The 11,344-nt window shown below is 73.4% G+C and carries 9 protein-coding genes and 1 pseudogene; 6 read left to right on the top strand and 4 right to left on the bottom strand.

Annotation, left to right across the window (positions count from 1 at the left end):
• Window positions 1-501: pseudogene (locus tag SSOG_RS55410) on the top strand (MauE/DoxX family redox-associated membrane protein); the annotation flags it as partial.
• Here the strand turns inward: SSOG_RS55410 and SSOG_RS01880 are convergent.
• Window positions 490-4,005, bottom strand: coding sequence for a SpoIIE family protein phosphatase (locus tag SSOG_RS01880; protein ID WP_039936322.1), 3,516 nt, complete (start codon window positions 4,003-4,005; stop codon window positions 490-492). The pseudogene SSOG_RS55410 and the gene SSOG_RS01880 sit on opposite strands and share 12 nt — an antisense overlap.
• A 159-nt stretch (window positions 4,006-4,164) precedes the next feature.
• Between SSOG_RS01880 and SSOG_RS01875 the strand changes: the two genes are divergently transcribed.
• Together SSOG_RS01875 and SSOG_RS01870 are read left to right on the top strand one after the other, a co-directional pair.
• On the top strand, window positions 4,165-5,031 hold the full coding sequence (locus tag SSOG_RS01875) for a YihY/virulence factor BrkB family protein (protein WP_009712491.1): 867 nt from the start codon (window positions 4,165-4,167) through the stop codon (window positions 5,029-5,031).
• Window positions 5,032-5,106: 75 nt separating this feature from the next.
• Complete coding sequence (locus tag SSOG_RS01870; protein ID WP_009712490.1) at window positions 5,107-5,841, top strand: Mut7-C RNAse domain-containing protein; 735 nt, start codon at window positions 5,107-5,109, stop codon at window positions 5,839-5,841.
• A 19-nt stretch (window positions 5,842-5,860) separates the two neighbouring features.
• Here the strand turns inward: SSOG_RS01870 and SSOG_RS01865 are convergent, their stop codons facing one another.
• A complete protein-coding gene (locus SSOG_RS01865) occupies window positions 5,861-7,015 on the bottom strand; it encodes a PP2C family protein-serine/threonine phosphatase (protein ID WP_039936319.1) in 1,155 nt (384 codons plus the stop codon).
• Between the two features lie 95 nt (window positions 7,016-7,110).
• Here SSOG_RS01865 and SSOG_RS01860 point away from each other — a divergent pair, with 95 nt between their 5' ends.
• Entirely contained in the window at window positions 7,111-7,899 is a 789-nt protein-coding gene (locus SSOG_RS01860; protein WP_009712488.1) for an Fpg/Nei family DNA glycosylase, read from the top strand.
• A 57-nt stretch (window positions 7,900-7,956) separates the two neighbouring features.
• Here SSOG_RS01860 and SSOG_RS01855 read toward each other — a convergent pair whose 3' ends face one another.
• Both SSOG_RS01855 and SSOG_RS01850 read right to left on the bottom strand, forming a co-directional pair.
• Complete coding sequence (locus tag SSOG_RS01855) at window positions 7,957-8,556, bottom strand: helix-turn-helix transcriptional regulator (protein ID WP_245606189.1); 600 nt, start codon at window positions 8,554-8,556, stop codon at window positions 7,957-7,959.
• A gap of 505 nt (window positions 8,557-9,061) precedes the next feature.
• Window positions 9,062-9,355, bottom strand: a complete 294-nt coding sequence (locus SSOG_RS01850) for a hypothetical protein (protein WP_050799723.1) — start codon at window positions 9,353-9,355, stop codon at window positions 9,062-9,064.
• 19 nt (window positions 9,356-9,374) lie between these two features.
• Between SSOG_RS01850 and SSOG_RS52060 the strand changes: the two genes are divergently transcribed.
• Window positions 9,375-9,674 carry a hypothetical protein gene (locus SSOG_RS52060; RefSeq protein WP_039936316.1) on the top strand — a complete coding sequence of 100 codons (300 nt, stop codon included), beginning with the start codon at window positions 9,375-9,377 and terminating at the stop codon, window positions 9,672-9,674.
• A gap of 120 nt (window positions 9,675-9,794) precedes the next feature.
• Window positions 9,795-11,344: heavy-metal-associated domain-containing protein (locus SSOG_RS53075; RefSeq protein ID WP_039940479.1), on the top strand; the 1,550-nt coding region annotated here is incomplete at its 3' end.

Raw genomic sequence — 11,344 nt, 5'->3', positions numbered from 1 at the left:
AGGGCCTTCGCCCGCGCCGCCGTGGTGGCGGCGGGCGGTGTCGCCGTGGCGCTGGCCCGGCACCCCTGGTGGGTCACGGCACCGCGCCACCCGGCCGCCACCGGATGCTGCGCCCTGGTGGCGGTGGCCGGGCTGGTGGCCCTGTCCGCCGACCGCCGATGGCGGACGCCGTGGCGCAGGCTGCGCCTGCGCCTCAGGGGACACCCGCTGGCCGGAACCCCGGCAGGCGTGCCGGTGGCCGCGACGGTCGAGCTGCTGGAACACTCGCTCGCCTGGCAGAGCACCTCGCCCCTGGTGCGGTCGGCGCTGCTGGACCACTGGGACGAGGACGGCTGGCGCATCCTCCAGTACGCCGGGGTCCACGCCCGCGGCGGCGACGCCGCGCGACCGGTGGTGGTGCTCTTCGCGCTGGACGCGGAGGCGAGCCGGGACGCGGTACGGGAGCCCGCGGTGCGGGTGAGCGTCCTCGACGCCGATACGGGCGAACCGCTACGGGGCTGACGCGGCCAGCAGCGCCGTGTCGTCGTCCACCCGGCCCGGTATGTCCAGCAGCCCCAGCGCCCGGTCGATGATGGCCTGCGGATCGGCGAGGACGGGCGGGGTGAGCCCGTCGCAGGCGCGGCGCAGCGCCGCCAGGCCGTCGTCCAGGGGCAGATGGCTGTTCTCCACCAGCCCGTCGGTGAACAGCAGCAGCCCCGCGCCGGGCGGCAGCCGCGTCTCGTGGCCGACCGGGGGCTCGTCCGCGAGGCCCAGCGGGGCGTTGGGGCAGACGTCGAGGAAGCTCGTCGTCCCGCCCGCCACCAGCAGCGGCGGCAGATGGCCACTGGCCGCGTACCGGAGCCGCCGGGTGCGGGGTTCGTACACCGCGTACAGGCAGGTCGCGAAGTGGTCGACGTCCAGGGAGCGCAGGTAGGCGTCCAGCTTGCCCAGCAGTACGCCGGGGGAGGCGCGGTCCAGGGCGAAGCCGCGCAGGGTGGAGCGCAGTCGGCCCATCACGGTGGCGGCGTCCACGTCATGGCCCATCACATCGCCGATGGCCAGGCCCATCTCGCCGTCGGGCAGCGCGATGACGTCGTACCAGTCGCCGCCGATCTCGGCGCCGCTGGCGCTCGCCTCGTAGTAGGAGGCGGTGTGCAGCCCCGGCACCTGGGGGAGGTGTTGCGGCAGCAGGGCGCGCTGGAGGGTCAGCGCGAGGTGGCGCTCGTTGCGGAAACGGGCCGCGTTGTCGTAGGCGAGGGCCAACCGCCCGGCCACGCCCTGGAGATACTGCCGGTCGGCCATGGTGTACACGCCCTCGCGCCGGGCGATGGCCAGGGCGCCCAGCGTCCGGCCGTGCGCGAGCAGGGGTACGGCGAGCAGGGGGCCGCCGGTGGCGGGCGGCTCGGGGGCGGTGCCCGCGAGCAGGGTCTCGCCGAGGGCCCGGTCCAAGAGGCCGCCCGGCGCCACGGACTCCCCGGCGGCGTACAGGGGCCGCTCGGCGCGGGGGTCGGCGAGGCGGATGCGTATCTCGTCGGCCAGGGCCGGGACGAGCAGTTCCCGGGCGGTGTCCAGGACCTGCGGCGGATCGAGGGTGTCGGACAGCAGCAGGCTCGCCTGGGACAGCGAGGTGAGCATGTCCGCCTGTCGGCGGCTGTCGCTGAGCACCCGTTCGCGCAGCCGGGACAGCTCCAGATTGGCGCTGACCCGGGCGAGGAGCTGACGCGCCGAGAAGGGTTTGGCGAGGTAGTCGTCGGCGCCCGCGCCCAGCCCCCGCACCGTGGACTCCTCCCCGGCCCGCGCGGTCAGCATGATGATCGGCAGCCGGGTGGTCCGGGGGTCGGCGCGCAGCGCCCGGACCAGCCCGAAGCCGTCCAGGCGCGGCATCATCACATCGGTGAGCACCAGGTCCACGGGGTGCGCCAGGGCGGTGTCCAGCGCGGCACGGCCGTCGGCCGCGAGGAGGACGTCGTGTTCGCGGCCGAGGAGATCGCCGAGATAGGACCGTACGTCGGCGTTGTCGTCGGCGACCAGCAGCCGCGGCCGCCGGACCGGTGCGGGCTCCGCAGGGCCCGTGGCGTACGGCGACTCCGGGGCCTCGATGGGCGCCTCGAACGGGGCCATGACGGGGGCCTGGGAGGGCGCCTCGAACGGAGCCTCCACGGGGGCCTCAGCGACCCCGGAGGCCCCCGCCGGGGACTCCTCCGCCTCCAGCGGCTCGGACGGCGCGGTGCCGAGCCAGTGGCGCGCCTCCTGGGCGTAGGCGGCGGCGCGCTCGGCCTCGCCCGTTCCGCCCCGTACGGACGGCGCCTCGCCCCGTACGTCCTCCAGATGCGCGGTGCCGAACGGGATCTCCACTGTGAACTCGGTGCCCCGGGCCGGGACGCTGGTCACCGCGATGGTGCCCGAGTGCAGCTCGACCAGGTCCTTGACCAGCGCCAGCCCGACGCCGCTGCCCTCGTACGACCGGGACCGCGCCCCGCGCACCCGGTGGAAGCGCTCGAAGAGGTGGGGCAGCTCCTCCCGCGGGATACCGCTGCCGGTGTCACTCACGGTGAGCCGGGCGTGGTGGCCGACGGCGGCCATCCGCACCGTGACGCCGCCGGTGAAGGTGAACTTCAGCGCGTTGCTGATCAGATTGAGGACGATCTTCTCCCACATCTCCCGGTCGATGTGCACCGGCTCGGGCAGCGGCGGGCAGTCCACCTCCAGGGTCAGCCCGGCCAGGTCGAAGGAGGAGCGGAAGATGGCCGCCAGCTCGGCGGTGATACGGGACAGGTCCACCGGCTCGAAGGTGCCCTTGAGCCCTCCGGCCTCCACCCGGGACACATCCAGCAGGGTGTTGACCAGCTTCAGCAGCCGCAGCGCGCTGCGCTCCGCCAGCTCCAGCTGGGACCGCCGCGCGGGGCGGTCCTCGTCGGCCAGCGCCTGCTGCACGGGGCCGAGGATCAGCGTGAGCGGCGTACGGAACTCATGGCTGATGTTGGAGAAGAACACCGTCTTGGCGCGGTCCAGCTCCGCCAGCGACTCCGCGCGCCGCCGCTGCTCGTGCTGGGTGCGGGCCGCCGACAGGGCCGCCCCGACGGTGGCCGCCAGCACCTCGAAGAAGTCCTGGTAGGGAGCGGTGGCGGGCAGCCGCGGATTGATGCCCATCACCAGCACGCCCTCCACCGTGTCCGACCGGACCAGCGGATGGGCCAGCGCCTCCTCGCCGGGCATCGAGAACAGCGCGCCCGGCAGCCGGGCCGGTGCCGCGTCGCCCACGACGGCCGCCAGCCGCGCCGCCAGGCCCGTCGTCTCCTCGATCCGGTCCAGCCGCACCTCCCGGGCCGCCTCGGCGGCCTCCGGCGGGATGGCGGCGGACGCGGCGAGCCGGAGCCTGCCGGGCTCCGGCACCAGATAGAAGGCGGTGAACGGGACGTCGTCCCGGTGGATGTCCAGCATCTCCGCGACGGTCCGGGCGACGCTCTGCGGGGTGCGCAGCCCGGCCGTCCGGGCGCCGAGCCCCGCCAGCAGCCGCAGCCGCCGCTCGCTGAGCACCCGCGCCGTGGTCTCGGTGACGACGCACAGCACCCCGCCCATCGCGCCGTCATCCAGCAGCAGCGGCTGGATGGACACGTCGAAGTAGGACTGCTCCAGGAAACCGCGCCGCTGGATGACGAAGGCCCGGTCGGTCACCAGGGAGGGCTTGCGGCTCTCCCATACGGTCTCGAAGAGCGGAGCGACGGACAGTTCCCAGTTCTCGGGAAAGACGGCCCGGCCGGACCGGCCCAGTGCCCCCGGATGCTTGGAGCCGATGATGTCCGCGTACCCGTCGTTGTACAGCATCGTGTACTCGGGGCCCCAGAACACGGCCATCGGCTGCTCGGTGAACAGGACGATGCGCAGCGCCTCGACCAGCCGCGGAGGCCAGGCCTCAGTACTGCCGAGGGACGTCGCCGACCAGTCGATTCCGCTCATCACCCTGCCGAGCGCACCGCCCTCGGCGAACAGCTCTCCGACAAAAAAAAAGCTGGTTCCCGGCCCCAATCAAAGAGTCAGCTTTCCTCTCACATTCTGGCACAGTGCCGCCGCGGGGAGGAGGGGCCGTCGCCCCCGTGGGTTGCACGGGCATCCGCCTGGTCGCTGGACGATGCGCGACTTACTGGGGCATATCGCATGAACCGGTGGTGGGGGAGTGGGAGTGGTATGTCCGAACAGCCCCCCGACGACTCCGGCCACCGCCCGTCGCAGCCCCGCCGCACCGGGGTCCGGCGGCTGCACCACACGTTCCACCGGTCCCCGGCCGGGCGGGGATGGCGCCGGGGCAGCGAATTCGAGCTGATGCACCGGGCGTTGGGGTTCGCCGCGCTCGGCTTCCTCACGCTGGTGCCGCTGCTGATCGTGGTCGCCGCGGCCGATCCGGTGAACCGCCACGGCTTCGCCCAGTGGCTGGCCGAGGGGCTCGGGGTGTCCGCCACCTCGCGGGACGAGGTCCTGGACCTGTTCGCCCCGCCGAGGCGGTCCCTGGAGACCACCACCGCGTTCGGTCTGGCGACGCTGGCCCTCTTCGGGCTGACCTTCTGCGGGGTGGTGCAGACCGGCTACGAGAAGGTGTGGGAGCTGCCCCCCGGCCGCTGGCACACGGTATGGCGCCACCTGGTCTGGCTCATCGTGCTCATCGGCTACCTCCTGCTCTCCTCCCACCTCGGCCCCGGGCCCACCCGGGTGGCCGTCGCCGTCGTCGCCACGGTGCTCTTCTTCTGGTGGTCGCAGCGGCTGCTGCTCGGCGGGCGGATCAGCTGGGGCGCCCTGCTGCCGGGCGCCCTGGCCACCGGCGTCGGGCTGTGGGGGCTGCGGATCTTCTCCCGGCTGGTGTTCTCGCCGCTGATCGCCTCCAGCGCGGTGTCCTACGGCCCGGTCGGCACCGTGCTGGTCGTGCAGTCCTGGCTGGTCGGCGTCGGCTTCGTGGTGTTCGGCGGCGCGCTCGTCGGACGGCTGCTGCACGAGGAGTACTTGCGGCTGGTGACCTGGCGCCGCAAGCGACGGCGCCTGGAGCGCTCCGGCGACGCCTGAGCCTTCTGCGAACCGGAGCCCGGCCGGGCGGAAACACCGTCGCCCGCGGCCGGTCGCGCCTGGCATGCTGGCGGTGTGAACGGACCGGAGATCCACCTCAGCCTCGCCCCTGAACTGCGGTTTTTCGCCGCCCCCGAACGGCGCCGGGAACGCACGGCCGTGATCACCGACGGCGCGTCCACCCTCGGCCATGTCGTCGAGTCGTTCGGGGTTCCGCTCACCGAGGTCGGCCGGCTGCTCGTCGACGGCCGGGAGACCGCCGTGACGCATGTTCCGGGGGCGGGGGAGTCCGTGGAGGTGCACCCCGTCGTCCGGCCGCAGCGGGTCCCGGGGGCGCCGCTGCGCTTCCTGCTCGACGTGCACCTGGGCACCCTGGCGCGCCGCCTTCGGCTGCTGGGCGTCGACGCGGCGTACGAGAGCGAGGACATCGGCGACCCCGCGCTCGCCGCCCGCTCCGCGGCCCAGCGCCGGGTGCTCCTCTCGCGTGACCGGGGGCTGCTGCGGCGGCGCGAGCTGTGGGCCGGGGCGTATGTCTACAGCGACCGGCCCGATGAGCAACTGCGTGATGTCCTGGGCCGGTTCACCCCGTCCCTCGCCCCCTGGACCCGCTGCACGGCGTGCAACGGCCCCCTGGAGGACGCCGACAAGGACACGGTCCACGAGCGGCTGGAGCACGGCACGCGGAGCACGTACGACGTGTTCGCCCGCTGCGCCGCCTGCGAGCGCGTCTACTGGCGCGGCGCCCACCACGCCCGGCTGGAGGCGATCGTGGCGGACGCGCTGGAGGAGTTCGGCGCCCCGGTGGCGTAGCCCGGCCTCTCGGGAGGTCTCAGGCGCCGGAGCGCCACCCCGGCTCGGCCCCGGTCGCCCGCTCGATGAGGATCATCGCCGCGTCATCGGCGAGCCGACCCTCGGCGTGGTGGACCAGGGCGTGGCGCAGCCGGTCCAGGTATTCGGTCGGGGTGGCGCCCTCCACGGTCTCCATGGCCTGCGGCAGCGGGAAGAACTCATTGCAGTGGTTGCGCGCCTCGAGGACCCCGTCGGTGTGCAGCAGCAGCCGGTCGCCGACGGCGAACGGGAAGGTCTCGACGCCGATCGGCGGCGGGGTCAGGAACTCGTCCAGGCCGAGCGGCGGCAGCGGGCGCACCGGGCCCAGCGTCCGTACCTTGCGGTCGTGCAGCACCAGGGGCGGAGGGTGGCCCCGGTTGATCAGCTGGACCAGGCACGTGTCGGGCACCACCTGGGCCAGCAGTACGGTGACGAACTGCTCGGCCCGCTCGTCCCAGTCCTGGATCCGGGACCGGTCCAGCAGCTCGTATTCGCGGCCCAGCGCCGCCGAGCACCGCTCCATCACCTCGATCAGATCGTGCTCGTAGTGCACGGCCTCCCGGAAGGCGCCCAGGACCGCCGCGGCGGAGCGCACCGCGGCCAGCCCCTTGCCGCGTACGTCCCCGACGATCAGCCGCACCCCGTAGCGGGTGCCCACCGCCTCGTACAGATCGCCGCCGATCTGCGCCCCGCGCTCGGCCGCCATGTACACGCTGGCAGTGCGCACCCCGCCCATCCGGGCGGGCAGCGGGCGCAGCACCACATTCTGGGAGACCTCGGCGATCCGGCGGACCTGGCTCAGCTCCCGGTCCCTGCGCTCCCGGACGGCGCTGCTCGCCACGCTCGCCACGGACACCACGAGCAGTGCCAGCAGGTTCGCGTACACCTGCTGGGTGCCCCAGGCGTCGTTGTGGGTGGCCGTGAGCGCGCTGATCGCCGCGGCCAGCAGCACCACGCCCCCGGTGCCGACCGGTCCCATCGTCACCGCGGCCAGCGCCGGGGCCGGGGTGAGGAGGGGGCCGGTGTAGATCACATGCGCGGGCGTCAGCTCGATGGTGACGACCACCGCCATGACCACGAACGGCAGGCACCGCGCGATCGCGAAAAGTGTCTGATTGCGACCGCTCGCCCCCGGTCCGGAGCGGATGAATCGCATAACCAGGTACTTTATCCGACTCGTGCAAAGTTTTGGTTTTCCTCACCTCGGTTTCCCCCCGAGCCGCCCTCCCCGCGGCGGCGTAATCTGGCGCTATGCCCGAGCTACCGGACGTCGAGGGCTTCCGTCGCACGCTGGCCTCCTGCGCGCAGGGGCACCGCATCGAGCGCGTCGAGGTGGCCGATCCGGCGGTGCTGCGCGGGGTCACCGCGCAGCGGCTGAAGCGTGAGCTGGAGGGGCGCCGGTTCGCCGCTCCGCGGCGCCACGGCAAGTGGCTGATCGCCCCGGCCGGGGGTCCGACGCTGATCCTGCACTTCGGCATGACCGGGGGACTGGTGTGCCGCTCCGAGGGCGATCCGCCCGAGCGGTTCGGCCGGGTCGTCCTCACCCTCGACGACGGCCATCAGCTCCGCTACCACGACCAGCGCAAGCTGCGGGGCCTGTGGCTCGCCACCACCGACGCCGATGTCGACCGCATCCTCGGCGAGCAGGGCCCGGACGCGCTGTCGCTGGGGCGGGCCGAGCTGGACAGCCTGCTGGAAGGGCGGCGCGGCCGGGTCAAGGCCACGCTGACCGACCAGTCCGTCGTGGCCGGGCTCGGCAATCTCCTCGGCGACGAGATCCTGTGGCGGGCGCGGGTCCATCCGAAGAGCCGGACGAGCGATCTGGGACCCGACGAGCTCCGGCGGCTGCACACCGCGCTGCGCGGGGTGCTGAGCACCTCGGTGCGGGCGGGGCAGGTGCCGCCCCGGGCGTCCTGGCTCACCGGCCACCGCGACGACCCGGATCCGCACTGCCCGCGCTGCGGCCGCCCGCTGCGCCGCGGAAAGATCGCCGGGCGGACCAGCACCTGGTGCCCGCGCTGCCAGCCGGAACACTCCTGATCCGCCCGAATCACTTCATCGCGGAGCCACTGCGCGAGGGATCCATATGACGACCGGTCACTTGACGAAATCGGGGCGGACCCGGGCAGGCCAGGTGCCGACGGTCAGCATGCCCGCCGCGTACGCGCGCGAGACCAGGGCCGCACGGTTGGGCGCCTTCATCTTCCGCAGCATCGAGCCCACGTGGTACTCGACGCCCTGGCGGCTGAGATAGAGCTTGGCGGCCATCTGCACGGTCGAGGCGCCCGTGGCCACACCCTCGAGTATCTGCGCCTCCAGCGGTGACAGCAGATTGCGGCGCTGGGCCATGCTGTCGTCCTCGGCCTTCTCGTCATCCGGCTTGACCAGGACGACGATGGCCGACAGCGCGTCGGACGGGCCCTGGACGGCCGTACCGGTCAACTCCCCCGAGAACACCCGGCCTCCCGAGCGGTAGCCGACCACGCGCTCGGTGAAGCGGGTGCGCCGGCCGTCGTGCAGCCGCAGGAAGTGCTCCCGCAGGACGGCGGGGGCGCTGGGGTCGAGCAAGTCGAAGAGGTTGCGTCCGCACAGTTCGGCCGACGTGCCGCCGAAGTGCCGGAAGAAGTCCTCGTCCCCGGCGAGGACTTGGAGGTCCGGTGCGAGCGTGGCCATGCCGGTGGCGTGGCGTCCGGTCACGGCGCGGGTCCGGTTCCGGTCATGGGTTAAGCCCGATGTTGCCTGTGCGGGCACGCGGTGGGCGGCCTGAGTGGTGTGGGGGCGAGCCATGGAGGGCACCGCTTTCTGTTGTCTCAACAACGGCATGGTCGTGCGTAAACCGGCAAAAGCTGAGGTCGCGGCCCTGCCACCAGCCACCGGACCGGCGCCGGAACCGAGTTGGGCGACGGTTCCAGTGACGGGTGTTAGATGCGCTTCATGGTATATACCAACGTTTCGGCTGCTTGCCGCTGCCCATTTGTGGTCAACTTCTGCCCGTTTCTTGCCCGTCTGGCCTGATGAAACGGTCAAACGCCCCGCTGATCGGGGAAAGTGGGCATCGGGCGCGCATCGTGAAGTCTCGGGGATTCCCTAGTCTGTCCCATTCCCCATCGGGTGCCGGAGACGTGCGCCGGATCGGCGCGCCGTCGCCCGCCCCCGGGCGGTGGGCTCGGCGCCGTCGCCCGGGGAGCGGGGATCCGCCGGGTCAGACCTTGCGGGTCTCGGACGGTGGCGCCATGACTCCGCCGCGCCGCAGCACCGCGTAGCCGACGCCGACGCCCAGGGCCACCGGCCATTCGATGACCTCGGCGACGCCCAGCACTCCGAGTCCCGCGTACAGCGGGAGTCCGCCCTTGGCGGGCAGTACCCGGCGGGCCGCCGCGATCGGCATCAGCGCCACATTGGCGGCGTTCTTCGCCGCGCGGCCGATGCGGTCGCCGTCGACGCGGTCGAGATGGGTCGCGCTCGCGGCGCGGTCGAGCCGCGTCGCCTGCGCCACGTGGCCGAGGCTGGGGATCGTGACGGTGATCCGGTGGTCACCCTTCTGGGGGGTGGGCTTCGCGGACTTCGCCGCCTTCGCCGTCTTCGACCTCTGGGTGCTCTTCGCTGCCTTCGTCTTCCCTGCCTGCGCGGACTTGGACGCGGCCGCGGTCTTCGACGGGGCCCGGCTCTTCGACGACGGGGTCCGGCTCTTCGATGTGGCCTGGCTCCGGGCCGACTTGCCGGCGCCGCGCGCCGACGACCGTGCCGATGCGGAAGTGCTGCGCTTGCGGGAGCTGGTGGGAGTGGTCACTGATCTCACGTCCACACATGATTGACGTCCGGAATCTTCTTCCCATTTCAGGGTAATCGGAATCAACCGGACAGGCCGCTCCGCGCAGAAACCGCCCCACACGGGCACTGCGCCGCGGATCGCCGACACACCGGAGGTCTCACCGATGACGACGCTGCCTGGGCTGCACTTGATCAACCCCCCGCTGCTGGAGCCCCTCACCCATGGAGTGGCCACACGGGTACGGGACGCCGCGGGCGCGGTCGGCCGGCTGGTCCACCCGCCCGCCCGCGGGGTGTGGTCGTACCCGGGCCGCTACTACATCGAGGTGCACGGAGTGCACGGGATCGGCGGGGAGCAGGTGGCGAGCCGGGTGGAACAGGCCCTGGAGAAACACCCGGGCGTGCTGTGGGCACGGGTCAACGCACCCTCCGAACGGGTCGTCGTCGCCGTCACCAAACCGCCCCCTCGCCTGCCGGAGCTGATCGCCCGGATCGAGCGCGCGGAGACCCGGGGCCCGGCCGTGCCCACCGAGGAGTTCGACGAATGGGCCCCGGAACCGCGCCATCCCTCGGGCGGGCCGCGGGAGGCCCAGTCCCTCGCCGTGGTGGTCGCGGACGTCCTGGGCCTGAGCGTCGCCACCGCCCTGCGGCTGCTCCCGTGGCTCAGGCTCCCGGCCGAGGTCAGCGCGTCCGTATCCGCCATCCAGAACCACCCCCGGCTGCGGCGGCTGGCCCTGGCCATCACCCGCGGTGAGCCCACCCAGGCGACCCTGCCCGTGCTGAGCGCTCTGGCCCAGGGTGTGGCCACCCGTGGCGGCGGGCTCGTCCTGGACCTGGCCCAGCGCATGGGCCTGTGGCGGGAGGCCGCGGCCGAGGGCGAGGCATGGGCCGCGATGGAACCGCATCTGGTGCACGGGCCCCAGGACGTGGCCGCGGAGCCCATCGTGGTGGAGCGGCCCGGCCCCACCCCCGAGGACACTATGGAGCGGTTCGCGGAGCGGTCCATGGCCGCCGGAGCGGTCGCCGGCGCCCTCACCGCCCCCTTCGCCGGACCGCGCCGCGGGCTGGCCGTCGCGTTCTCGTCCATACCGAAGGCGCCCGGCGCCGGGCGGGAGGGGTTCGCCACCAGCCTCGGCCGGTTCCTGGCCCTGCGCGGCGTCCTGGCCATGGACCGCAGCGCGCTGCGGCGGCTCGGCCAGGTCGACACCGTGCTGCTCGACGAGGCGGCGCTGCGCGGCGACCGGTACGAGCCCGTCGACCTGGAACTCCTCGGCGGCGCCGACCCCGAGCAAGTCGCGGAACGGCTCTTCGACCTCTTCGACCCGGATGAGCCCCTCCAGGTCCGCCGCGACAACGGATGGGTGCTGGGGCCACTGGACCAGCTCGAACTGACCGGCCGCACCGGTCGGCAGACCGCGGGCAGGCTGCGCCGCAAGGGCAGCGAGCGGACCCTCGGCCTGGCCCGCGGACACCGGCTCCAGGCGGTCGCCGGGCTCGCCGCCCAGGCGGTCCCGGGCGCCGAGGCGGTGGCGGCCGCCGCCCGTCGGGCGGGCGCGCGCATCGTCCTCGCCACCGACCGGAGGCCCCCGACGGCGTTCACCTTCGCCGACGCGGTGGTACCGGCGGGCCGCCGCCTGGTGGCCTCCGTACGCGCCCTCCAGGCCGACGGCGCCATCGTCATGCTTTCTGTCCGGAACCGCCGGGCCCTGGGCGC

The sequence above is a fragment of the Streptomyces himastatinicus ATCC 53653 genome (assembly GCF_000158915.1).
GTDB lineage: Bacteria > Actinomycetota > Actinomycetes > Streptomycetales > Streptomycetaceae > Streptomyces > Streptomyces himastatinicus.
The sequence above is the reverse complement of the archived record's forward strand: the minus strand, read 5'-3'. Positions and strand labels throughout refer to the sequence as shown.

Bases quoted from the DNA above. Each gene is read 5' to 3' on its own strand.
- SSOG_RS01865 (WP_039936319.1), bottom strand. From the start codon at position 7,015: ATGCGATTCATCCGCTCCGGACCGGGGGCGAGCGGTCGCAATCAGACA.
- SSOG_RS01860 (WP_009712488.1), top strand. From the start codon at position 7,111: ATGCCCGAGCTACCGGACGTCGAGGGCTTCCGTCGCACGCTGGCCTCC.
- SSOG_RS01875 (WP_009712491.1), top strand. From the start codon at position 4,165: ATGTCCGAACAGCCCCCCGACGACTCCGGCCACCGCCCGTCGCAGCCC.